Source organism: Dehalococcoidales bacterium (assembly GCA_028717385.1).
GTDB lineage: Bacteria > Chloroflexota > Dehalococcoidia > Dehalococcoidales > CSSed11-197 > CSSed11-197.
In genome coordinates this window covers 65119-90074 of record JAQUNW010000002.1, presented here as the reverse complement: position 1 = coordinate 90074, position 24956 = coordinate 65119, and the positions used below count along the sequence as shown (strand labels likewise).

Sequence of the window (24956 nt, the reverse complement as noted above, 5' to 3'; positions counted from 1 at the left end):
TGGATTATCATCAATTAACCTGTCGCTAAGGGTTTCCGTTAATTACAGATCAACCGCTAAAATATAAGCTCAGATGAAACCATGTCCTTCCAGGCTTCATAAATCATTACCATTGCAAATGTGTCCAGCTCACAGTACTTGTAGAGGGCACTTGTAATTTGAGCACGCTCATAATCGCTCATCTCGGTAAATTGCATCAGAGCATAAGCCGTGGTCGCTGCGCCCCCTTCTTTTATTTCATCATTGGTACTTAGTAAAGAAAGTTCTTGACTTTCGTCTTCCTGAAACAACTTGGGTAACAGTTTATATGGATCAACAATCCGATTATCTTCATATGTAATCCAGCGCCAGTCCCGAAAATTGAGACTCGGGATACCCCTGCTGGAACCGTAGACTGGCGCGGAGTATTTGTCCTGTAGAAATTTTGACGAGTTCATAATTGCCGGAAGCACCCGTTTGATTGAATTGGACCCCTTTGTTGCCGGATCATAATAATAACGCTTCACTAGTTCGCACATGTCAATCATATTGCGCTCACCTTCCCAGTTATCGCCATTACGGCTGCCACATTTGGTAATCCGGCGGATAAATTCGCAAAGTGCATCCCCATCTTCGACTTGTGTTTCTTCAATTAATTGCCGGTAAATTGTGATTAAAAATGTATTCTCATGCGCAGCGTATCGGAATATTGTGCCTCCGTCCTGTTCAAGTTCCCTCTTGAGGGCGCGCACGAACTTATAATTGGGGAACAAACCGGCTTCAGTATTTAAGTATTGACCACGGTGCTCGATGCTGCCATCCTTATTAACAATATGATGAGAGTACTGGAAAGCAATTCCCTCATAGGGGTGCCTCCCTTTATTGAAAGGTATAGCAACCGAAGAAGTCTCAAAATCTATAAAATGCAGAGGGTATTTCCATCTCTGTATTTCCCTGACCATGTTATCAATATCTATCCAGTAATCGGTGTCCCGATTCTGAGCTTTTGAGATCTGCAACCATTGTCTCTGGCTGGATGAAAGGCCGGGTTTGCCATCATCTTTAGGATTAATATCACTTTCTTCTACTTGTGCAATTTTTACCCTTCCTTCTCCAAGCAGCTTGCCAGTTTTCCGGTAGTTCCATATTTCCAGCACGGTCGGCTCTTTGAAATCTACTTCGCCCCAGTTGTAAAACTGACTGAAGCATTCTCTAAAGCCACTTTTCAGCCCAGCCTTATCATCTGCTTCGGTCGTTATAAACTGGCACTTCTTGCATTCTGCAGAAGGGGCCACACAAATTTTATTATCATTGGCATAGCTACTGGCCAGTAGATCCAGATACCCGGGAAAATCATATATTCCAGATAGAAGTTCAAATTTCTGGCTATATATAAAATCGCAATACTCATCCACGTTTACCGGGGTAAGAATAGGCGAGCCCAGATCTTCACTAGTTAAATTAGCCGGTACAATAACACGAGTTCTACCCAGATTATCTCTGGTGAGCTTAAATTTCTGATTCAGCCCATCTACACTGCACCTTGAAGCCTTATCAGCCAGCATCAAGTAAGCAGAAATAGAATAATCCGGCAAAGCGTACATTAGAACATATTTCTGGAAAGCAGCATCGGCCAGATACGGATACCAGGTGGCAGAAATATTTCCGCCCTTGGTCAGGAAGTCGTCTTCTTCCCTATCAATGGATTTGGCTTTTACTTCTATAAGGTCAATTTCATTACCCCTCTTTACCAGTATATCTATCCTGGTAAAGAGAGTTTCAAAGCAAACGGCTGCTTCATAGATGATAACGCTTTCCTGCTCCAGTAAATTCCTGGTCTCCTCCAATGCCGAACCATGTTCCCAAGCCAGTACTTCGCTACCTCCTCCATAGTAGCATTTTGCCAACGCTCCCACCTGAAAACCTCCATCAGCCAATGCCTGCAGGAACGGGTCATCCAGCTTCTGGTTAGCATATTCTGGCTTGCCCTCATAAAATAGCTTGGCTGGACATTCCAGGGCTAGTTTGAAACGGGACTTGGTAAGCATTCTTGACTTCACGCTGTAATTCCACCTGTTTTAGTTTTACCGGCACAGGCTAAAATCCAATATATAACTCCGCTTATTATTGCGGCGAAAAAGCACCAGACAGATATGAGATACTGAGAAAAGAAGATAGAAGCCACCAGGTAGGAAATACCAATGAGCACCCCGAACACCCACATGCGCCTGATGGATGAAATAAACAAAGGAGCAATGGTCGCAATAACGTATAGTGGGTAAAACATATTCATCCACACCCTGGGAAAATTCTCGGCATACATGATATGCAGACCATGTATTTGCGGCGTTACGTTATAAATAATCAGGCAATATACATAAAAGCAAGATACCATCCCCCCGGCTGCCAGTATTATAGCCAATATTTTTTTGCGAAGTTTTTCTTCCTCCATCAAATATACAGACAAAGGCACAACAAACGGCCAGAGCACCAGTGCTGGAATCATAAAAATATAGACGGCAATATTTTCCAGCGTCTGGTAAGAATCAGATGCCAGTGTAATCCAGAGAGTGCCTTCAGCTAACTGCTGAACTGCAAATAGAACTGGGATAAGAGCAAAAAGCCGCTGGTTAGGTCGGATGACCTTCTTTTGAGCGACGGCGCCGATTCCACCTATCACCACACTGCCAACAAAACTGGCTGGAGCCGAAAAACACATAATTGCCTCCACAGGATTAGAATTCGGGTATTCCCGCTTACCAGGCATAATTCTAACACAAGCGTGTGGCAACAACAGCCTTAACAACTTCTGCAATCGAAAGAAATTGGTCTTGTTAGAGCGTTTATACAATATCACTGATAACAAATGCGCAAATTTATTCTTGGCTGGTATTGATTTTTCAAAAAACTCGGTTGATTAAAATAACAGGGAGAGGCCGATGCTTCGCTTGCCTCTCCCTGTTTACTAACACAAAGTCAAAGAGTATTCACACCTTCGGCAGAGAATTAAGCGCCTCTTTTACCTTTTCTTCGGGATAATCATAATCAGCCAACTTGCCCAAGTCATGCGGAGCTATCATTACATGCCAGGAAATGTGCGCTTCCCGCTCATCGGAAAAGAACAGGTAATGGGATACAGCCAGCCATTCCGGCTTAACCGTGATGCCGGACCATTCGGTGTTTTCATCAATTCCCAACTCAGGATGATTTACCTCAAGCTACTCAGCAAATTTCTCCATCACATGCCTTCGAGATATCCTCCCTGTCTGGGGAGGTCAGCCCGATTGCTGTTGAAGTACCGGAAACCATCTGGCGTTAGGGTAACAAATGCTTGCTTTGGTGGACATCAGTGCACTGTAGTAGAATTAGCCTGACATATATACATTCTGAGGTGTTTTTTCAGTGCGCAGTGACCTTATTGAACAGATTGCCAGGGCAACCGGAGTTGATTCGCGACAGGTTGAATCGGTTGGATCTTTGTTGGAACAAGGGGCAACCATACCTTTCATTGCCCGATATCGTAAAGAAAAAACCGGCTCTCTCGATGAAGTAAAAATCGCAACTATCAGGGATGAGCTCATCCGTATAGCTGCTCTCGAAAAACGGCGCGAAGCAGTATTAAAATCGCTTGAAGAACAGGGCGTACTCACAGAGAGTTTGAATGAAACTGTCAATGCCTGCTCCTCTCTGCCCGAGCTTGAGGATATCTATCTGCCTTACCGCCCCAAACGACGGACCAAGGCAACAATCGCCAGGGAAAAAGGCCTTGAACCGCTTGCCGAAAGAATATTCAGCTTGAAGGCCGTAAACCCATGCCAGGAAGCGCTTGCTTATATTGACCCTGGGAAAGGTATTGAAACCGCCGAAGCGGCCGTTGCCGGCGCACGCGATATTATCGCCGAATGGATAAGCGAAGATGCCAATGCTCGCAGGCTTATACGGCGCCTGTTTTTCCAGGAAGGAATTATCGAATCCAAAGTAGCCAAAGGCAAGGAAGAAGAAGGCCTTAAATACAGTAACTATTTCGATTGGCAGGAGCCAATAAAAAAAGCCCCTTCGCATCGTGTGCTTGCCATGTTGAGAGGCGAAAGCGAAGGTTTTTTAAAAATCAAAATCCAGCCTCCCGAATTTAAGGCTCTGTCCCTGCTTCGAAGCCTATTCATAAGGGGCAGCGGGTTATCCTGTGAACAGGTAGATAATGCCATAAAAGACTCTTACTCCCGGCTGTTGTCCCCCTCGATTGAAAATGATATTCGTAAACAAATAAAGGAACGCGCAGACGAAGAAGCGCTGAAAGTTTTTGCCCGTAATCTGCGAAACACTCTGATGTCTCCTCCCCTTGGACAACGTTCAGTGCTGGCTATTGATCCCGGCTACCGCACCGGTTGTAAGTTGGCAGCTATTGACCGGCAGGGAGGATTGATGGCAGATGCTGTGATATATATTGGTAGATCAGAAGAAATCTCCAGACAAGCCTCGCATATTGTACAGGAGATGATCGAACACTACGATATAGAGGCTATCGCTATTGGTAACGGCACCGCAAGCAGGGAAACGGCTGATTTTATCCACTCGCTACAAATACCGGCAAACATTCCGGTAGTAATAGTAAATGAGGGGGGTGCGTCGGTGTACTCTGCTTCTGCCATTGCCCGCGAAGAATTTCCCCATCACGACATAACTGTTCGCGGAGCAGTATCGATTGGCAGGCGTCTCCAGGACCCGCTGGCAGAACTCGTCAAGATCGATCCAAAAGCTATAGGTATAGGCCAATACCAGCATGATGTTGATCAGGTTAAGTTAAAAGACAAGCTGGACGAAACCGTTATGAGTTGTGTTAATGAAGTAGGCGTCAAGGTCAACAACGCCAGCCAGCAGCTACTCACCTATGTTTCCGGACTCGGCCCAGCCCTTGCCGCCAATATTATCAGATATCGCCGAGAAAATGGCCCTTTCCGCAGCCGGGAAGAGCTTAAAAAAGTACCGCGGCTGGGTGCGAAAGCCTTTGAGCTTGCTGCCGGATTTTTACGGATAGACGAAAGTGAAAATCCTTTAGATGCAAGTGGAGTCCACCCGGAAAGCTATGCCATCGTAGATCGTATGGCTGCAGATTCTGGCTGTAGTGTAATCAGCCTGATACACCACGAAGACAAACGCAGCTTGATACAGTCAGAGAAATACATCAGCGATAAACACGGACTGCCGACAATAAATGACATCCTGACCGAGCTCGCCAGGCCTGGACGAGATCCACGTCAAAAATTCGAGAGCATCTGTTTCGACAGTTCTATCCGCACGATCGCAGACCTCAAGCCCGGCATGAAACTAGCCGGAATTGTCACCAATGTCACCAATTTTGGAGCGTTTGTTGATATAGGCGTCCACCAGGACGGCCTGGTGCATATTTCCCAGCTTGCAGATAGCTTTGTAAGAAACCCTGCTGATATAGTAAGTGTCAACCAGGCAGTAACGGTAACAGTATTAGATATAGATGCAAAACTTAAAAGGATTGCGCTTTCTATGAAGACAGACACAATTCCTGCCGGATAACTGAATGGAGCAGGATAAATACAACACGAGTAATTCACGGGTGCTTCTGGAGCTGGCAAACACACATATGCCGTATGGAAAGTATAAAGGGTGTTTACTGTGCGATCTGCCGGAACCATATCTGGTTTGGTTTAGTCGTAATGGTTTTCCATCGGGGAAGCTGGGATTTTTGCTATCAAGTATCTATGAGATTAAAGTAAACGGTCTGGAATATCTACTCAAACCCTTGAGAGATAAAAAACCGCAAATATAAATTACTAATGGCTCTGGTGTTTGGGAATAAAAACAAAAGGATTAAAGTAAATGCCCCCAAGGGAATTCGAATCCCTGTTGACGGCTTGAAAGGCCGCTGTCCTAGTCCTCTAGACGATGGGGGCGCGACTTAAGAGTATAACAGAATTCCCGGGAAATACTCAATTAAAGCTTTTACTTCCCAAGGCATGATAGTAAACAAAAATGGGCGGCTCCGGATTGGAAACCGCCCTTACTTGTTTTTAAGCCGAATCCTTGCCCAGTTTGGTTAAAAATTCAGCGTTGCTGCTGGTTCTAGCCATTCGCTCAAGAATGCGCTCAGTGGTTTCAGTTGAATTCACCGAGTCAGATGACATCATAGATATCATGCGTTTAAGTAACCAGATTTGCTTCTGCACTGATTCGTCAATAAGCAAATCGTCACGCCGTGTACCACTACGAAGGATGTCAATTGCTGGGAATGTGTGCCGCTCGGCCAGTTTGCGATCAAGGTGCAATTCCATGTTGCCCGTACCCTTGAACTCTTCATAGATAAGATCATCCATTCGAGAGCCGGTATCTATCAAGCAGGTGGCAATAATAGTCAGACTTCCTCCTTCATCAACATTGCGAGCGGCTCCAAAAAAGCGTTTGGCCGGATGCAAAGCTGCTGGATCAAGTCCGCCAGACAAGGTGCGGCCGCTAGAAGGCATTGCCAAGTTGTATGCCCTGGTAAGACGGGTAATACCGTCAAGCAAAATGAAAACGTCTTTACCGCCCTCAACTAGTCGTTTAGCTCTTTCCAGTGCAAGCTCGCTCACTCTGGTCTGGTTTTCAACTGCTTCATCAAAGGTGGCACTAATTACCTCGCCCCTAACAGAACGTTTCATGTCGGTAACTTCTTCAGGTCTCTCCCCGATAAGACATACCATCAGATGAATGTCGTTATATTTAGCAGTAACCGCATTAGCGATGGCTTTTAACAACATCGTTTTTCCAGCTTTAGGAGGGGACACGATAAGCCCGCGCTGCCCTCTGCCGATCGGGGCAATCAGATTTATCAGACGAGTCGAGAGATTGGCCGGTGAGGTTTCAAGATCAACGAGTTCATCCGGATAAGTCGGAGTCAGAGATCCAAAATGCGGCCTGCCCTTGGCTTGTTCCGGATCAAGTCCGTTTATCGCCTCTACCCTTAGCAGGCTAAAATATTTCTCTCCAGCCTTGGCTGGTCTGCCCTGGCCTATTACCATGTCACCAGTGCGTAATCCAAAACGTCGAATCTGAGATTGCGAGACATATATATCGGAATTACCGGGAAGCAAACTCTCCTGCCTTAAAAATCCATAACCGTCGGCCATAATATCCAGGATGCCATTGCAGAACAAGTTGCCTTGCTGTTCGGCACTAGCCTTAAGAAGACGCAGAACAATATCCTGCTTCTTCAAACTGGTATAATTCGAAAGTCCGCTTTCTTTAGCAATTTCAAGTAACTCTTCGCGAGTTTTATTTTCCAATTGACTGATTTCCATATTTACCTCTCTAGCTGAAGGCCGAACCCGATTGACGCCAATCTGAAAGAAAGCGCTCAATACCTATATCGGTCAGGGGGTGTTTAATCATTTGTTTTAGTACATTGTATGGCATAGTAATTACATGAGCACCAACCCTGGCAGCATGCAATACGTGATAGGGATGACGAATACTTGCTGCAAGCACTTTTGTTTCATAAGCATGCCGATTATAAAGATTAACAATATCAGCTATAAGCGCCATACCGTCTTCCCCAATATCATCTAACCTTCCGACAAATGGGCTAATATAACTGGCTCCTGCCAGCGCAGCCAGCAAAGCCTGATTCAATGAAAAACAAAGGGTCATATTAATCCTGATACCTTCCCTGGTCAATATCGAAGTGGCTTCAAGCCCCGGTTCAGTAGCCGGAATTTTTACCACGACATTGGGAGCCCATTTCGAAATCTGCCGTGCCTGGGCAAGCATACCCTCCACGTTTTCTTCTGTAACTTCAACGGAAACATCACCAGAGGTTACAGTGCAAATCTTTTGCACCAGCTCCTGATAGCTCCGGCAACCTTCTTTTGATACCAGGGAAGGATTGGTAGTAACTCCACTAACCACGCCGATTTTTACCCCATGGGCAATCTCTTCGACGTTGGCTGTATCCAGAAAAATGCGCACGTATTTTTACCTCCGCAGTGTTCTACTGGTTTAAAGGCAGGGTCGGTTGAGCGCCTTCCCTGAGAACCTGTTTAGCAGCTTCAACAAACCCGCAGAATAATGGATGGGGTCGTTGCGGGCGTGAAAGGAATTCTGGGTGGAATTGAGTTCCCAGCATCCATGGATGGTCTTTCAACTCACATATCTCAACCAGTGTCTCATCCGGAGAAAGCCCACTGTAGATCATCCCTTCCTTCTGGAATAGCTCCCTGTAATCGTTGTTAAACTCATAACGATGCCGATGGCGCTCAACTACCATCGATTTACCATAGGCCTGAGCAGCCAGCGTTCCGGGAAGTATCGAACAGGAATAATTGCCCAGCCTCATCGTTCCACCTTTGTCCGGGAGATTTTTCTGTTTCGGCATCAGGTCGATTACAGGATTAGCTGTTTCAGGATCGAATTCTGATGAATTGGCCTTTGGATCTTTCAGCACAAACCGGCCATATTCAATCACCATCACCTGCATTCCAAGACATAAACCAAAATAAGGAATACGATTCTCCCGGGCATATGCAGCTGCTTTAATCATACCTTCAATACCCCTGATACCAAACCCGCCCGGAATCAGGATACCTTGTACATCCCGCAGGTAATGCTCAACACCGTTCTTTTCTAGGTCTTCCGAATGAATCCATTCAATATTAATACAGCAAGAGTTGTGTAGTCCTGCGTGGCAGAGAGCTTCTCTTACTGAATAATAAGCATCTTCCAATTCAATATACTTGCCAACCAGGGCAATATTAACCGAAGTAGCCGGTTTTTTAAGCAGGGATACCATATGCCGCCAATCATTCAAGTCTGAAGGGCGGGCATTGAGCCCCAGCCTTTTAACAATCAGGTCCCCGGCGTGTTCCGCCTCAAGCACTAGCGGAACTTCGTAAATTGTCTCAACGTTGGGGAGAGGAATCACCGCCTCCCGTTCAACATCACAAAACAGGGAAAGCTTGTCCCTGATACTGTCAGAAATTGGATAGTCACTCCTGCAAACGATGATATCCGGCTGGATACCTATGCGGCGCAATTCATTCACACTGTGCTGGGTAGGTTTGGTCTTAAGCTCCTTGGTGGTGGAGATATAGGGCAACAGAGTAACATGTACATACAGTACGTTATCCCGCCCGACATCTTTGCGCATCTGCCGGATCGCTTCAAGGAAAGGCTGGCCTTCAATGTCCCCAACTGTACCGCCCACTTCAACCAGTATAACGTCAGCCTGGGAAATATCAGCCAGGCGCAAAAAATACTGTTTAATTTCACCTACTACATGAGGGACAACCTGTATCGTTCCGCCAAGATAGTCTCCACGCCTTTCTTTGGTGATAACCGAAGAATAAATCTGGCCAGAGGTCGTATTGGATATAGCCGTTAGCTCAATATCTATAAAACGCTCATAATTACCAAGATCGAGATCGGTCTCAGCCCCATCTTTGGTTACAAAGACTTCGCCATGCTGATAAGGAGACATGGTACCAGGATCGACATTTAAATAGGGGTCGAGTTTTTGTACCGAAACTTCTATCCCCCGGCTTTTAAGGATATTGCCAATCGAGGCAACTGTGATACCCTTGCCTACAGAACTTACAACACCGCCAGTTACAAAAATATATTTGGTCATAATATCAATCTATACGCAATATTTACCCGGAATCTTTGGATAAGAATTTTGCCACGAAGCACAACATAAATTTAGATTGAGAGCGCTAAATAGCGGGGGAACATGTTGGTTAATTATAGGTATCGCACGAAGTATGTGTCAAGTATTTTTATTTATTTTTTCTTTATTGTACTTGGATCATATTTATTCAAACCTCTCGTTGAATAATGTTTAACAAACGTTTATTAATAATACTAAACTTGTTTTGACAGGTTAATATCTGCCATTTATAATTGTTACCAAGGGTGATTGATCGTGGCAGAAAAAGACTATTATAAAATCCTGGGAATTAACCGCGAAGCTTCAGAAAAGGAAATAAAGCAAGCTTTCCGCAAACTTGCCCGCAAATATCATCCGGATGTAAATCCCAACAACAAGGAAGCTGAGGACAAGTTTAAAGAAATAAGCAAGGCCTATGAAGTACTTCATGATGCCCAAAAGCGTAAAAAGTACGATCAGTTCGGTGAGCAATGGCAATATGCCGACCAATTTTCAAAAACCCGAACAGGGGGAAACCCATTCGAAGGATTCGATTTCAGCGGATCTAGCGGCACCGGCAGTGCTCATTTCAGAACAGAAACCGGCGACCTTGGGAGTATCTTTGAAGAACTTTTTGGCCGTCACAAGCGCCGTACCCGCCCCCAAAAAGGCCAGGATATAGAATACCCTGTAGAGATCACCCTGCAAGAGGCTTTTACCGGAACCAACCGTCTGCTTAGCCTGGAAGCCGAGGGGGCTTGTCCTGCCTGCAATGGGACCGGCGTTACCAACAATACAGCCTGTTCCCGCTGCCATGGCTCCGGGACTACCCGGCAAGTTAAAAGGCTCGAAGTCAAGGTTCCGGCTGGAGTACGAACTGGCTCAAGGGTCCGTCTTGCCGGTAAAGGTGGTGTGGGTTTTGCTGGCGGGCTACCTGGAGACCTTTTCATTTCTGTAAAGGTTAAACCTCACCCTAAGTTTGAGCGTATTGATGATGATTTGCATGTCACAGTCGATGTACCTCTACTTACAGCCATCCTGGGCGGTGAAGTGAATATTCCTACTCCCGACGGAAAAGTATTGGCGTTGAAAATCCCGGCAGAAACACAGAACAACCGCAGCTTCAAATTGGCAGGTCGAGGAATGCCACATCTTGGTAAACCAGGCAGCGGTGATTTAATTGCTCACGTAAAAGTCGTTTTGCCAACCAGGTTAACGCCAGAAGAAAAGCGGTTATTCGAAAATCTTAAGGAATTGAGACCGGCATAACCGGCTTGAAGAATAATGAGTATGGAAAAAGAAAATAGACCTCGTTACGTAATTAGCATTGCAGCCGAAATGCTTGGAACTCAAACGTATACCCTGCGATATTATGAAAAGATTGGTATAGTAAAACCGGCACGTTCTCCTGGTAACATCAGGCTTTATTCAGACTATGACTTGATGCTTATACGCAAGGTTAAAACCCTGATGGACGAGCTTGGAGTCAACCTGGCCGGAGTTGAGATTATCTTGAGAATGAGCCGACAGCTTGCCGAGCTGCAGAAAGATAAAGAAGAATTAGAAAAGAGACTGGACAACCTGCAGTCTTCTATTAATAAACAGGGACATTAATTACCACCTGTTAAGAAACTCTAACTCCAGAAAGGAACAATGTTTATTAATGCCGGAACATATACAAAATCCAAAACCGGAAATTGAGAACTCTGGCACCCGGAACAGAAACAGATGGCAATATGCGATTGCCATCTTGACCATAATATTCACTCTCGGACTAGGAGCCGCGCTGGCTTTAAACTGGGACGCCATATACCGCATAGCTGGTTATGGATATGCCGGCGGATTTGTTATCAGTGCATTAGGCAGTGCTACGGTTCTTGTTCCGGTGCCCATGCTGGCAGTGCAGTTTGCGCTGGGCGGCGTAGTAAAACCTCTAATAGGACCGGATGTTCTCGGCCCTATTTTTGTTGGAGGAATATGTTCCCTGGGAGAAACCCTGGGGGCATTGAGTATTTACGTAACCGGAGTGGGCGGGAGCGCTCCCTTTTCTGCACCCAAATCAGGCTGGTGGAAGCGCCTGAGCGATAAAATATCCTCCCTGATAGAAAAAAGGGGCCGTATCACCCTTTTCCTGCTCTCAGCCATAATGAATCCATTTTTTTACCCAGCTTCGCTGATGATGGGAGCATCGCGTTTCGGCATCAAGCGGTATGCGGCAATAACCTTCGCCGGCAAGCTTATTAAATGTACACTAATCGCATATACCGGGTATTTTGGTTTCAAGGGAATCTTTGGCATGCTGGGCATTGACCTCTAACAAGCGTAGCTGGCAATCGCTCTGGACGAAGACAGGCATAATAAAATATAATGGTACTCTGTGATTGGAGCATGACCGCTACTGTCCGGCAGCCAGGGTTACAAATCAAGCCGTTTTATGGTATTATATGTCCTTGGCTTAGGAGTGTAGCTCAGTTGGTAGAGCAGCGGTCTCCAAAACCGCCGGTCGAGGGTTCGAGTCCTTCCGCTCCTGCCAGATTTTTCTGCCGAGGTGGTGGAATGGCAGACACGCTAGCTTGAGGGGCTAGTGAGCGTTTAGCTCGTGTGGGTTCAAATCCCACTCTCGGCACCATTAACAATGTATAAGCGGAAGTAGTTCAGCGGTAGAATGCCTCCTTGCCAAGGAGGAGGTCGCGAGTTCGAATCTCGTCTTCCGCTCCAGCAGTTTGCCGGGGCAGATATTCTGCCCCGTTTTGCGGATTTAACAGGCGACGTAGCCAAGTGGTAAGGCAGGGGTCTGCAAAACCCCCATTCAGCGGTTCAAATCCGCTCGTCGCCTCCAACTTCTATCTTCTAAGGTGATATGCTATTGTACCCACTAGAGGAGATACAATAAACATAGATCCAAAAATAAAGTCCGGATTACCGATCAACTCGGCAAGAGCAAAACAAAGTACCGGCACAATCAGTACACCTGGTATTCCCAATAAGAGCGAACCGGGATACTTGATTATCCACCTGGTTGCCACCATACCCAGTACTACCCCAAGGGGGTAACCTGCCGCCATTCCAACTATAGCCCCGACAAGACCGCCCCATCCGCCAGCATCTCCTTCGAAAACGCGTGAAGCAATGAACGCAGCCAAGAAACCGGCTGCAAGCCCACATATTACAAGACCGATAACCATAACCACCGGTTTGATAATATCTCTTGAACTCAAATCCGTCCCCCTTGTAGCAGATTAAATTTTTTCATTATACCGAAATATTTTTATATAGCATTATATTCTCCACCGACTGCATCTTTACAACTATTAAGCAGCACACCAGGACACGGACTGTAATAAATGGACTGTAAATGTGCTTGTATTGACCGGGCAAAGAGAATATTTGACAGTTATGTTTGTGTGTCAGCCCCGGGGCTGACACACCGGACAAAAATAAGTCCCACGCTGGCCAACTACCGTTCTTTCAATCGGATTATTGCAAAGAGGACAATTACAACCACGCCGATGGGCAACGCAAAAGTCGTCCTGTGCCCTGCCAGCTTCTCCTCCCGGGCGAGTATAATCGGATACTGTCGCCCCCTTGCGCTCTATAGCTTGCGTTAACACAGATCTGATTGCATCATAAAGCAATTGGACTTCTTCACTGCTGATTTTGTCAGCAGGCCTGAGAGGATGAATACGCGCCTGAAAAAGGGCTTCATCAGCGTACATGTTACCTATACCGGCAATATTATGCTGGTTTAAAAGCGCCGATTTGATCGGGGTCTTGCGGCCTGATAGTATTTTTTCAAGCATTTCCGGACTAAATGAGTCATCCAGCGGTTCGGGGCCCAATCTGGAAAGAGCGCTATCACAGCTATCAAGGACTTCAATGCAGCCAAATTTGCGGGGATCGATAAAAAACAGGGAGAGTTTCCCATCCAGCCTGATTATCGCCCGGCAATAACGAGGCAGGTTTCCATCACCAGCACCAGTGATTATTGAGCCGGTCATCCTGAAGTGAATTGAAAAACATTTGTCGTCTTCCAACTTAAAAATGAGATATTTTCCTCGTCTTTCAAGACTATTAATAACGCGGCCGGCAAAAAGTTTATTAAAATCGGCAGCGTTTGCACCCTTGAGTGTTTTATCCCAAAACGGTTCTACTCCGACAATCCGCCGTCCAATAACTAACGGCAATAACTCCCGGCGAATAGTTTCAACTTCCGGAAGCTCAGGCACCCAATGACTCCATATCTCCCCAGTTTTTGCCAGCCTTGAGATCCACCTTTACGGGAACGTCCAGCTTGATGGCACTGGCCATACAACCCTGAACCATCTTTGATACTGATCCGATTTCTCCTTCAGGCACCTCAAAAATCAGCTCGTCATGAACCTGGAGAAGCATCCGGGTGCTCAAACCACGATTGTGAATTTCACGATCAAGGTTGATCATCGCAACCTTGACTATATCTGCAGATGTGCCCTGAACTGGCATGTTAATTGCCATACGCTCAGCCGCTTCCCGGATATTACGATTGGGTGAGTTAATCTCCGGAATCATGCGCCTGCGGCCAAGAACTGTCTGTACATAACCCTGACTACGTGCAAGTTCTTTGGTCTCTTCCAGGTACTTTTTGATCCCGGGATATTTTTCAAAATATGTAGCGATAAATTGTTCTGCTTCCTGGCGGCTCAACTCAGTGGCCTGTTCAAGACCATAACCACTCATACCATATATGACACCAAAATTGACCGTCTTGGCAAGACGCCTCATATCCGGAGTCACTTCAACGCCTCCAACTCCAAACAGCTGCATTGCAGTAGCAGTGTGAACGTCTTCATTGCGTTTAAAGGTGTCTACCAAAACCGGATCACCAGACAGATGTGCCAGTGCCCTAAGATCAATCTGGGAATAATCGCCCGATAGTAAAACCGAACCTTCCGGTGCAATAAATGCCTGTCGAATCTCGCGGCCGAGCTCTCCACGTACCGGAATATTTTGCAGATTCGGATCGGATGACGACAGCCTGCCGGTGGCAGTGCGAGTCTGATTAAAACTGGTATGCAGCCGGCTGGTGGAAGGATTTACCATACCAGGAAGAGCGTCGATATAGGTTGTCTTCAATTTGGCAAGTGTACGAAATTCAATTACTTTATCTACAACCGGATGAGCACCCTTGAGGGATTCCAGTACAGCGGCATCAGTAGAATAACCACTCTTTGTTTTTCTTCCACCTAGCAGCTTCAAGTCATCAAACAACACCTGTCCCAACTGGCGGGGAGAGTTTATATTAAAACGATGACCGGTATCGTTATAGATACTAGCTTCAAGTTCAATGAGTCGCTTTGCCAATCGATGCGAAAGATCATCTAAAAGACGGGTATCCAATAAAATCCCGGCTTGCTCCATACTGATAAGCACCGGAAGCAAGGGCATTTCAACATCCGTAAATAGTGTATAAAGCTGTTGTTCTTTAAGTTCTCTGGTAAATATTTCAGCAAGACGAAGGGTGATATCAGCATCCGCACAGGCATATTCAGAAGCAGCCGAAACCTCCACCTGACTCATGTTGATCTGCTTTGAGCCGGTACCAATGATCTCTTTCAGATGAGTCATTTCTACGCCAAGCCGATTAAAGGCCAGTTCTTTCAGGCCAAGAGCTTTTTCCCCCAGGAGATGTGCAGCAACCATGGTATCGAAAGACAAGCCGCTCACTTCAATGCCCAGACCGGCGAGTGCTTCAATATCAAACTTGGCGTTATGGGCAATTTTTTTTACTGATTGATCTTCCATAACCGGTTTTAAAACCCTGGACACTTCTCGGGTATCCAGCTGACTGATTTGTTCCCAACCAACATGTCCAACCGGAATATAACAGGCTTTTCCCGGCATACATGAAAATGAAACGCCAACAACAGGGGAGTTAGCCAAATCAAGCCCTGTAGTTTCGGTATCAAAGGCAAAGCTGCCTGACTTTGCCAGATCGCCAACCAGTTTTTCCAGTAGGTCGGGGGTGTTTACTACAGTATATTCACATTTATCAGGTTTATTGCTTTCGACCATAGCTTGGGTGCTATTCAAGCCTCCGCCGTACTCTTGCTCCTGTTCCTGCTCAGGCAGCTTGCCAATAAGGCTGGAAAAGGCAAGGCGCTGAAAGAGTTCAATCACCTGACTTCGGTCATATTGGCGAAGGCGGCATTGTTTTAAATCCAAAACCAGGGGCATGTCGATGACGATTGTCGCAAGAACTCTGCTCTCGCGCGCAGCTCTCTCGTTTTCGGTTAGCAATTGCCTGATTCTTTGCGGTTCAATTTTCGTAATGTTGCGGTAAATTTCCTCAATTCCACCATAATCATTGAGGAGTTTTACCGCTGTTTTTGGACCAATACCCGGCACGCCACGAATATTATCAGATGCATCCCCCACCAGGGCTTTATAATCCGCTACCAGTTCAGGCTTTACCCCGAATTTTGCTTCAACTTCTTCTTCTCCATAAAGAATAGTGTCACTAAATTGACGGCCTGTTTTTGGGTATAAAATCCTTACACCCGGACTCACTAATTGCATGACATCAGCGTCTCCGGTGACTATGATTACTTCAACCCCGGTATTTTTTGCCTGATTACTGAGAGTTCCAAGAATATCATCGGCTTCGAATCCGTCCATCTCAAAAAGGGGTAGGTTAAAAGCCTTTACCAAATGACGAACTTTATCAAATTGGGGGGCTAAATCCTCGGGAGTCTCCGGTCGATTAGCTTTGTATACGTCAGAGATCTTATGACGAAAGGTAGGGGCTTTTTTATCAAAAGCAACCGCGGCATATTCGGGATCTATTTCCTCTAACACCTTAAGCAGCATAGAGGTGAAACCATACACTGCGTTTACTATCTCTCCACTTCTGTCAGTGAGAGGGGGAAGGGCATGATAAGCGCGATGAATCAGAGCATTGCCATCAAAAAGAACCAGTTTATTATTCGACATAAACTTATTATACCAGATAACCAGACAGGCAAAGATCGCTTGATGCGCTTGTCCCATTCAAGATAGATAGAATTAATAGGAGTTATTGCCAGCTTTTTTATTAACCGAAAGCCAACGGCAAGGGGATTATGCTAAACCGGAGTCGATAACCATCTTTCTGATAGTACTGGCAGATTGAGCCAATTGCCTGCGTTCTTCAGGAGTCAAATCAATTTCGATTATACTCTCCAGACCGTTTCTACCCAACTTAACCGGTACTCCGCAAACTACATCGCTCAGACCATACTCCCCATCCAGGTAAGCTGCACAGGGCAATACTTCGTGTGAATCTTTCAGAATAGCTTCAGCCATACGTATCACAGCTGCAGAGGGCGCATAGTAAGCGCTGGAACTCTTGAGCAGTTCAACTACTTCAGCACCCGAACCGACTGTGCGTTGTACCAAATTGGAAATAATATTGTTCGGAAGCATTTTAGTAATCGGAATCCCTCTAACAGTATTCAATCGGGGGATAACCACCATTTGCTGGCCATGTTCACCCCAGACATATGCGGTAACATCGGTAACAGGTACGTTGAGCTCGCGGGAAATGAGGTAAGCCAAACGAGAACTATCTAAAACCCCAGAAAGCCCAATCACGCGTCTGGGCCCAAATCCGCTCTTCTTAATTGCCAGGTAGGTCATAACATCTACTGGATTGGTCACCACCAGTAATATTGCCTGCGGAGATACCGCTGCCGCCTTTTCCACCACTTCACCGACAATTTTTACATTAATTCCTACTAGCTGGTCACGTGTCATGCCAGGCTTGCGTGCCGCACCGGACGTGATAATGACAATATCCGAGCCGGCAGTATCCAGGTAATCGTTAGTCCCGGAAATATGGTGAGTTAATCCCAGGATATGAGCTGAATGAGCCATATCCAGGGCTTTGCCCTGCGGCAGGCCTTCCACGATATCCAGTAGAACTACATCACAGAGGTTCTTTTCTAAAAGTCTCTGTGCAGCTGTAGCGCCGACATTTCCAGCACCAATAATACTTACTTTTGGCATTCTTCTACCCCAGTTTCTCTATAATGGCATCAGCAACCTGGGAGGTCCCGACCGCCTGATTGCGCCGTTCTTCCGGAAGAAGGTCGTAAGTGATACTTTTGCCCTCCCTGACAACCGCGGCAATTGCTTTTTCTATTCTTTCTGCGGCTTCGTTTTCCTTTAAATGCTTGAGCATCATAACTCCGGAAAGCATTTGGGCCATCGGATTTACCTTGTTCATCCCTTTATATTTGGGGGCACTACCATGAGTCGGCTCGAATAAAGCCGCCTCATCACCAATGTTAGCTCCCGGGGCTAGCCCCAGACCGCCAATCAAGCCTGCACCAAGATCAGAGATGATATCCCCGTAAAGATTGGGGCAAAGAAGGACATCAAACTGGGCAGGATTTTTTACCATCTGCATGGTCATATTATCGATGATACGATCTTCAAACTCGATATCGGGATACTTCTGCGCTACTTCCCTGGCAACGGCCAGAAATAGCCCGTCAGAGTATTTCATGATATTAGCTTTGTGCAACGCGGTGACTTTTTTCCGATTGTTCTTACGAGCATATTCAAATGCAAACCGGGCGATCCGTTCGGTTCCAGTTACAGAAATAGGCTTAATGGAAATACCCGAGTCTTTACGCAGCTGATTACCGGTAAGTTTTTCCACCATCTGAATTATCTCAGCAGTTTCACTCTTGCCCTGCTCAAACTCAATGCCAGCATAAAGGTCTTCAGTGTTTTCCCGTACAATTACAATATCTACATTATTAAAATATGTGGGTGTACCGGCATAGCTTTTACAGGGACGCAGACAGGTGTACAGATCAAGGATTTTTCTGAGTGATACATTTACACTCCTGAACCCATACCCCACTGGTGTGGTAATAGGCCCCTTGAGTGCAACCCGATTTTTCCGGATTGATTCGATAACATGTTCAGGAAGCGGGGTCCCATATTCTCCTATTACATCAACTCCGGCATTGACTATATCCCATTTAAATTTAATCCCGGTAGCCTCCAACACTCGTATAGTAGCTTCGGTCAGCTCCGGCCCAATACCATCTCCGGGAATCAGGGTAATATTATACGTCATAGGAAAAATTCCTCCTGAATTCGTTAAACTAGGCTTTAAAATCGCCATGTTTGGTGATATAGGGCACCAAACCACCCTCGTTTAGAATGCTCAGCATAAAAGCGGGTATTGGCTTGAAAGCAATGACTTTACCGCTGGTAAGGTTCTTTATCCTCCCCGCCTCCATATCAACTTCAAGTTCATCACCATCTGATATATTATCTGTATCACAAATCAACACTGGAAGGCCACGGTTAATAGCATTCCGGAAGAAAATACGTGCCACCGATTTGGCCAGGACTGCACTCACCCCTGCCATTTTAATAACCAGGGGGGCATGTTCCCGGCTGGAACCGAGCCCAAAATTGGAACCACCCACTACAAAATCTCCCGGTTTAACATTCGTGGCAAAATTGGGGTCAGCGTCTTCAAGTACATGCTTTGCCAATTCCGGCAGGTTGGAGCGCAAATGGGCAAGTCGACCGGGTACGATGTGATCAGTTGAAATATTATCGCCAAATTTAAAGGCTTTTCCTTTTAACATTACAGCATCTCCCTCGGATCAGTAATTTTACCGGTTATAGCCGAGGCTGCTGCAGTAGCAGTGCTGGCAAGGTAAATGTTCCCTTTGGGATTACCCATTCGTCCCTTAAAATTGCGGTTGGCCGTGGAAAGACATACTTCCCCATCCCCAAGAGCACCCTGGTGAAGACCAAGACAAGGTCCACAACCAGGAGGCAGTATAATCGCTCCGGCAGCAAGCAATGTATCAATATAGCCCTTTTTTACGCCTTCTCTAAGCACCTTGGGTGACGCTGGCCCGATAATTAGCCTTGTACGGGAGTGACGGCGCCGGCCTTTCAATATAGACGCTGCAATTTCCAAATCTTCCAAGCGACCATTAGTGCAGGTGCCGATTACAACCTGATCTATAATTATATTGTTGAGATCTTTGGCAAGAGCAGTATTATCTACAGTATGAGGTTGGGATACTGTCGGCTCAAGACTAGCCAGATCTATCTTTTTTCTTTCTACGTATTCAGCATCAGAGTCTGGAGAAAGAGGCTTATAGTCCTTTTCTCGCCCCAGACTTTTAAGATATTCGTAGGTCATTTCATCCGAGGGAAACAGGCCAACCTTAGCGCCAGCTTCTACCGCCATGTTTGCAATAGTAAGACGATCGGTAACCGGCATTTTGCTTATGCCGCCTCCGCCAAACTCGAGCGCCTTGTAGGTCGCTCCGTCAGCTCCTATCTTACCTATAAGATGCAAGATCAGGTCCTTGGCGTACACTCCGGGGAATAATTTACCGGCAAGCTCAATAAAGAGGGTATCCGGAACCCTGAACCAGGTTTTACCAAGAGCAAATGCAACAGCAACGTCCGAAGAACCCATTCCGGTAGCAAAAGCACCAAGTCCACCAGCAGTAACTGTGTGAGAATCAGCTCCTACTATCACATCACCAGGTTTAGCCAGCTTTTCTGCCACTATCTGGTGGCAGACTCCTTCTCCAACATCAGAAAGAATACATCCTGTCTCCCTGGCGAATGAGCGCATAAACACATGGTCATTTGAAAGCTGCCAGTTTGGGCTGGGAGCAGCATGGTCTAAAAACAACACGGTCTTTTCGTGGTTGGCAAGCTCGCAAAAGCCGGCTTCTCTGAAAGCCCGTATCGTCAGCGGACCAGTGGTATCTTGGACGAAAGCCAAATCAACACGCGAGATAGCTATATCACCAGCCTTGCGCGAACCGCCGGATTTTTCTGAAAGTATTTTCTCTGCAAGAGTTTTACCCAATCGTAGTTTCCATCCTCATATATTAATTAACAAAATCAGATAAATTAATTACCCTATGACAGCCAAAACATCATCGCGAGCGACATAATCGCCGCCTTTGAAGTTTAATTTTTTAATAGTACCATCACAGGGAGAAGGCAAGTCGATAGCCATCTTCATAGCTTCAAGGACTACGACGTTGTCACCCGTTTTTACTTTATCACCTTCTTTTACTTCATAGCGGATAATAATTCCCGGCATTGGAGCAAGCACACCGGTTTCGTCGCCTGCTGGCTCAGGCTCAGTAACTACATCAGCTGCAACAGAAGCTTTCTTTACCGGGGAAGGCATGGCTACAATATGCTGGCGCGGCTCAGCGCCCTCCTCAACCTCCTCGACGCCGATGGTCAAAACATTGTCGCCAACATAGACATTATAATGCCTGAATCCAGATGTTCCAGCCGCCTGTGCACTACCCGCCTCCACCAGCTTGCCGCTCTTAGCCTTGGCCACAAGGTCATCTTCTCTTTTAATATCTTCCAGGCTCTTCCCTTCCGTTTCCAGCGGCGGCACTTCCTTGCCATACTTCCATTTGAGGAAACGCAAACCAGTGGTTGGATAGAGTGCGTATACTAAAACATCTCCAATATCTTCAGTCAGTTCTCCAACAGCTGCCTTTGCTAATTCCAATTCAGGATCAAGCACATCGGCCGGGCGGCAGGTGATAGGTTTTTCTCCCCTCTCGTAACCTTTCAGCACCTGTTTCTGAACATCAGGATCAATTGGCCTCGGTGGCCTCCCGTACAATCCATAAACATAGTCTTTAACCTGGGCGGAAACCACTTTATAACGACCGAAGAGAACGTTTTGCACCGCCTGGATTCCTACAATCTGGCTGGTAGGAGTAACCAGTGGCGGGTATCCGAGTTCTTTTCGAACCTTCGGCAGTTCCTCATATACCTCATTGATCCTATCCAGTGCATTGGCTTCACGCAACTGGGACACGAGGTTCGAAATCATGCCGCCGGGAACCTGGTGCATCAGTACTGCAGTATCGATAGAGGACATCTTTGTATTGTCCATAAAATCCCGATATTTTGGCACGATTCCTTCCAGTTTCTGGCCGAGCTCGAAAAGTAGATTGAGGTCAATGCCGGTATCATATTCGGTCCCGGCCAGAGCCGCTACAAAGGGCTCGGCTGCCGGATGTGAGGTACGAAGAGCGAACGGTGCTATACAACAGTCAATCATATCAACACCGGCTTCAATGGCTTTCATAAACGCCATGGACGCCATGCCTGACGTATAATGACTGTGGATATTAACCGGTATCTTGATGTTCTCTTTCAGCGCTTTTACCAGGGTATAGGCATCATCCGGGCTTATTATTCCAGCCATATCCTTGATACACAGGGAGTCAGCGCCCATTTTCTCAAATTTGACTGCTTTTTCAATATAGTAGTCGAGGTTATAAACCGGTCCGCCCATCTTGCGTTCAGTCAGGGAATAACTGATAGCGAGCTGGGCGTGTTTGCCGCATTCCTTAATGGTAGAAAGCGCCGGTTCAAAATTGCGCTCATCGTTTAAAGCATCAAACACACGGAAAATGTCTACACCGGTTTTGGCTGCATGTTTTACAAATTCAACCACTACATCATCTGGGTAATGGCGATAGCCTACCAGGTTCTGGCCGCGAAGAAGCATCTGCAGGGGGGTATTGGGAGCAGCCTTTTTTATTTTAGCCAGTCGCTCCCATGGATCTTCGTTCAAAAACCGGGTAGGAACATCAAAGGTGGCCCCACCCCATACTTCCAGGGAGTAAAAGCCGGCTTTGTCCATACCAGGAGCCATTTCCAGAATATCATCAGTGCGCATTCGGGTTGCCAGAAGTGACTGATGCCCATCACGTAATGTCAGGTCGGTGATTTTTATACCTTTTCTTTCCATCCCGGAAACCTCTCTATAATTAATTAACCAATAAATAATATAACAAATGGTTACTGAACAATGAGTGGGGATACACCCGCTGATGAGTGCTGTAGCGGTCATAATAGCACAACGGGTATCTGCGGGCAACTAAATAACAGCTTTTTAGCTTGCGAGGACAACTACCACCCTGCGATTGTTTTCTTATTCAGGAGCAAATCTCAACGAATATTCCAGGCTGATCTTTTTACTTTGACAAAGGTTTATCCAGGTGCTAGCTTTAGTTCCATCATTAATTAACAGCAGGGTGGATTTAGATGGAAAAAGAGCATAACCTGTTCGATTTTATATCCGTCCGTTATCGGGATGTTATTGATATCCCCAATCTGTCTGTTGGCAGGGGGATCACCACCCTCTTCGGGCCAAGCGGAGGAGGAAAAACTACCATTCTTAAAATGCTAAACAGAATGGTCTCCCCAACTGAAGGGAAGATTTTTTATAACAGCACTCCTTTAGTAGAGACTAATCCGGTTGAGCATCGTCGCCGGGTAGTTATGCTATCTCAAAACCCGGTGATGTTTGAAGGAAGCATCCATGATAACCTAAACGCACCTTTTAAATTTCAAAAACGTCCTTTTCCGCACGACAGTGCGATTTACCAGGTTCTCGAAAGCGTTGGGCTGGATAAAAACTTGAAGACTACGGTCAACGTGCTATCCGGAGGAGAAAAGCAACGGCTAGCCCTTGCTCGCATTATTCTTCTGCAACCTGAAGTCTTTCTGCTGGACGAGCCCTCTTCCGCACTTGACGCTGACAGTGCAGATATTGTCATCGAAACCATTTGCCACAAGGCTCGCATAGAAAAAAAATCAATTATAATGGTTACTCATTCAAAAACGATTGCTCGAAAATATTCAGATATTATTATCAGAGTCGCCCAAGGCAAAATAACCGGCCAGGAGCTTAATGATGAACGGGGTAGCTGAACTAACCTTGTGGCAGATTATAACTGCTTATCTTTTTGTAATAATCGTCCTGATAATCACAAGAAGCAGGGGGATAAGCCGGACAAAGGAAATTGTGCTTTCCTCGGTCAGAATGACTTTACAGCTGGTTTTAGCCGGCTATATTCTTGTATATATATTGGACCACCCCAACCCCTTTGCCACCATCGGGATAGTTGCCCTGATGGAAGTTTTTGCCATATATACCATCATAGGTAAATTTAAAGGCATTTTGACTGGTGAGCTTAAAATAGTTATCGCTCTTTCCATGGGACTGGGAGCCGGGTCATGTCTGCTCTACCTCATATTAGCCGTAATCGGAGTCAATCCCTGGTACGATCCTCAGTACTTTATTCCAATCGCCGGAATGGTAATCGGTAACTCTATGACGGGAGTTTCCCTTGCGGTTAAGAACCTGCTGGATGGAATGACCACCCGTAAACAATGGATTGAAGAAGCATTAATATTGGGAGCTGCACCCAGAGAGGCAACCTCAGATATCATCAACAGAACATTTGATTCGGCAATTATGCCGACCATCAACTCAATGCTGGGAATGGGCATTATTTTTCTTCCCGGTATGATGACTGGCCAGATACTTGCCGGGATTTCACCAACAACTGCGATTGCCTACCAAATTGCAATTATGCTTGCCATTCTGGGATCTGTAGCCATGACGGTAATACTCACCCTCCAGATGGGTTACAAAACCTTCTTTAACCGGGAGGAGCAGCTGGTATAATCATTCAAAACACGGTAAGGAAAAATCTAATTATACCTGGAAAATACGGCTTGCCTGATAGTTTGAACCGTTGCTACTTTTTATTGTAAGCTAATTATCTGGTCGCGAAGCGCGCCTGTTTTATCCCCTCAATTCCCCCAAGCTGGAGGAAGGCTTTTATCACTAAAAATCCTCGACAAGCCAAATTAATACTTTGACCTGTAACGACAAGGTCGGATTAACAAAAATCGGTGCGTTCGGATTGATAATTATCTGATAGTAAATGAAGCCAAACGAGCTTCATTTACATTTTTAAAGAGAGGTTAAGGTGGAGGAACCCGATATTTCGGTAATAAAACCACTGGTAGAAAAATACATCGGCCGTGAAGACGGGCTGATTACGCTTTTACAAGAAATTCAGCAAATATTTGGCTATTTGCCAGAAGAAGGTCTTAACATTGTCAGCAGAGCGCTAAACATTCCCATGAGCCGCATATATTCCATAGCTACTTTCTACTCACAATTTTACCTGGAACGCAGGGGTAGAAATATTATTCGCGCCTGCCGCGGAACAGCCTGCCATGTCAGAGGAGGAAAGGCTGTTTTGGAAGCTATAGAAAAACGACTCGGAATATCAGATGGCCAAACCACGCCGGATTATAGGTTCACCCTGGAAACAGTCGCCTGTCTTGGTGCCTGCGCTATGGGACCGGTAGTGCTTGTTGATAGCAAATATTATGGGAAAATGACACCGGGAAAGGTCGAAGCGCTGATTGAAAATCTTCCTTAAGCCATCTGGGGTATTTTTACTGA

The 24956-nt window shown here is 46.0% G+C and carries 22 protein-coding genes and 5 tRNA genes; 12 read left to right on the top strand and 15 right to left on the bottom strand.

Annotated elements, in window-relative coordinates; translation table 11 throughout:
- Positions 1–56: 56 nt before the first annotated feature.
- The 3 genes from PHX29_01140 to PHX29_01130 all read right to left on the bottom strand — a co-directional run bounded on the left by PHX29_01140 (position 57) and on the right by PHX29_01130 (position 3176).
- Positions 57–2039, bottom strand: coding sequence for a DUF2779 domain-containing protein (locus PHX29_01140; protein ID MDD5604513.1), 1983 nt, complete (start codon positions 2037–2039; stop codon positions 57–59).
- Positions 2036–2698: a hypothetical protein gene (locus PHX29_01135; GenBank protein ID MDD5604512.1), complete on the bottom strand. Its 663-nt coding sequence runs from the start codon at positions 2696–2698 to the stop codon at positions 2036–2038. Before PHX29_01135 ends, PHX29_01140 begins: the two co-directional genes overlap by 4 nt.
- A gap of 268 nt (positions 2699–2966) precedes the next feature.
- Positions 2967–3176 (bottom strand): hypothetical protein, encoded by a 210-nt coding sequence (locus PHX29_01130; protein MDD5604511.1) that lies wholly within the window; start codon positions 3174–3176, stop codon positions 2967–2969.
- Positions 3177–3381: 205 nt separating this feature from the next.
- Here PHX29_01130 and PHX29_01125 point away from each other — a divergent pair, with 205 nt between their 5' ends.
- Positions 3382–5529: a Tex family protein gene (locus tag PHX29_01125; GenBank protein MDD5604510.1), complete on the top strand. Its 2148-nt coding sequence runs from the start codon at positions 3382–3384 to the stop codon at positions 5527–5529.
- A gap of 4 nt (positions 5530–5533) precedes the next feature.
- Positions 5534–5782 carry a DUF3820 family protein gene (locus tag PHX29_01120; protein MDD5604509.1) on the top strand — a complete coding sequence of 83 codons (249 nt, stop codon included), beginning with the start codon at positions 5534–5536 and terminating at the stop codon, positions 5780–5782.
- 51 nt (positions 5783–5833) lie between these two features.
- Here PHX29_01120 and PHX29_01115 read toward each other — a convergent pair.
- From PHX29_01115 to PHX29_01100, 4 genes are all read right to left on the bottom strand, one after another.
- Positions 5834–5906: transfer RNA gene (locus PHX29_01115), tRNA-Glu, on the bottom strand.
- A 117-nt stretch (positions 5907–6023) separates the two neighbouring features.
- Positions 6024–7289 (bottom strand): transcription termination factor Rho, encoded by a 1266-nt coding sequence (rho, locus tag PHX29_01110; GenBank protein MDD5604508.1) that lies wholly within the window; start codon positions 7287–7289, stop codon positions 6024–6026.
- Between the two features lie 10 nt (positions 7290–7299).
- Entirely contained in the window at positions 7300–7956 is a 657-nt protein-coding gene (fsa, locus tag PHX29_01105) for a fructose-6-phosphate aldolase (protein MDD5604507.1), read from the bottom strand.
- Between the two features lie 22 nt (positions 7957–7978).
- A complete protein-coding gene (locus tag PHX29_01100) occupies positions 7979–9613 on the bottom strand; it encodes a CTP synthase (GenBank protein MDD5604506.1) in 1635 nt (544 codons plus the stop codon).
- Positions 9614–9907: 294 nt separating this feature from the next.
- Here PHX29_01100 and PHX29_01095 point away from each other — a divergent pair, with 294 nt between their 5' ends.
- From PHX29_01095 to PHX29_01065, 7 genes are all read left to right on the top strand, one after another.
- Complete coding sequence (locus tag PHX29_01095; protein ID MDD5604505.1) at positions 9908–10900, top strand: J domain-containing protein; 993 nt, start codon at positions 9908–9910, stop codon at positions 10898–10900.
- Between the two features lie 21 nt (positions 10901–10921).
- On the top strand, positions 10922–11245 hold the full coding sequence (locus PHX29_01090; GenBank protein MDD5604504.1) for a MerR family transcriptional regulator: 324 nt from the start codon (positions 10922–10924) through the stop codon (positions 11243–11245).
- Positions 11246–11294: 49 nt separating this feature from the next.
- On the top strand, positions 11295–11948 hold the full coding sequence (locus tag PHX29_01085) for a VTT domain-containing protein (protein MDD5604503.1): 654 nt from the start codon (positions 11295–11297) through the stop codon (positions 11946–11948).
- A gap of 140 nt (positions 11949–12088) precedes the next feature.
- Positions 12089–12164, top strand: a tRNA-Trp gene (locus PHX29_01080).
- 9 nt (positions 12165–12173) lie between these two features.
- Positions 12174–12260: transfer RNA gene (locus PHX29_01075), tRNA-Leu, on the top strand.
- Between the two features lie 14 nt (positions 12261–12274).
- Positions 12275–12349 (top strand) — tRNA-Gly (locus PHX29_01070).
- A gap of 46 nt (positions 12350–12395) precedes the next feature.
- Positions 12396–12470 (top strand) — tRNA-Cys (locus PHX29_01065).
- A gap of 4 nt (positions 12471–12474) precedes the next feature.
- Here PHX29_01065 and PHX29_01060 read toward each other — a convergent pair.
- The 8 genes from PHX29_01060 to PHX29_01025 form a co-directional block, all read right to left on the bottom strand.
- Positions 12475–12849, bottom strand: coding sequence for a hypothetical protein (locus PHX29_01060; GenBank protein MDD5604502.1), 375 nt, complete (start codon positions 12847–12849; stop codon positions 12475–12477).
- Positions 12850–13038: 189 nt separating this feature from the next.
- Positions 13039–13857 carry a bifunctional DNA-formamidopyrimidine glycosylase/DNA-(apurinic or apyrimidinic site) lyase gene (gene mutM, locus PHX29_01055; GenBank protein MDD5604501.1) on the bottom strand — a complete coding sequence of 273 codons (819 nt, stop codon included), beginning with the start codon at positions 13855–13857 and terminating at the stop codon, positions 13039–13041.
- Positions 13850–16600, bottom strand: a complete 2751-nt coding sequence (gene polA / locus PHX29_01050) for a DNA polymerase I (protein MDD5604500.1) — start codon at positions 16598–16600, stop codon at positions 13850–13852. The genes mutM and polA overlap by 8 nt, the downstream gene beginning before the upstream one ends.
- 126 nt (positions 16601–16726) lie before the next feature.
- A complete protein-coding gene (gene mdh, locus PHX29_01045) occupies positions 16727–17653 on the bottom strand; it encodes a malate dehydrogenase (GenBank protein ID MDD5604499.1) in 927 nt (308 codons plus the stop codon).
- 4 nt (positions 17654–17657) lie between these two features.
- A complete protein-coding gene (locus PHX29_01040; GenBank protein ID MDD5604498.1) occupies positions 17658–18737 on the bottom strand; it encodes an isocitrate/isopropylmalate dehydrogenase family protein in 1080 nt (359 codons plus the stop codon).
- Positions 18738–18765: 28 nt separating this feature from the next.
- Positions 18766–19260, bottom strand: coding sequence for a 3-isopropylmalate dehydratase small subunit (locus PHX29_01035; GenBank protein MDD5604497.1), 495 nt, complete (start codon positions 19258–19260; stop codon positions 18766–18768).
- Entirely contained in the window at positions 19260–20513 is a 1254-nt protein-coding gene (locus PHX29_01030) for a 3-isopropylmalate dehydratase large subunit (protein ID MDD5604496.1), read from the bottom strand. The genes PHX29_01035 and PHX29_01030 overlap by 1 nt, the downstream gene beginning before the upstream one ends.
- Positions 20514–20561: 48 nt before the next feature.
- A complete protein-coding gene (locus tag PHX29_01025; GenBank protein ID MDD5604495.1) occupies positions 20562–22439 on the bottom strand; it encodes a pyruvate carboxylase subunit B in 1878 nt (625 codons plus the stop codon).
- A gap of 296 nt (positions 22440–22735) precedes the next feature.
- On the opposite strand from PHX29_01025, the gene PHX29_01020 reads away from it, so the two are divergent.
- From PHX29_01020 to nuoE, 3 genes are all read left to right on the top strand, one after another.
- A complete protein-coding gene (locus tag PHX29_01020) occupies positions 22736–23404 on the top strand; it encodes an ATP-binding cassette domain-containing protein (GenBank protein MDD5604494.1) in 669 nt (222 codons plus the stop codon).
- Positions 23385–24164, top strand: coding sequence for an iron export ABC transporter permease subunit FetB (gene fetB, locus PHX29_01015; GenBank protein ID MDD5604493.1), 780 nt, complete (start codon positions 23385–23387; stop codon positions 24162–24164). Before PHX29_01020 ends, fetB begins: the two co-directional genes overlap by 20 nt.
- Positions 24165–24471: 307 nt before the next feature.
- Positions 24472–24933, top strand: a complete 462-nt coding sequence (gene nuoE / locus PHX29_01010) for an NADH-quinone oxidoreductase subunit NuoE (protein MDD5604492.1) — start codon at positions 24472–24474, stop codon at positions 24931–24933.
- Positions 24934–24956 lie beyond the last annotated feature (23 nt).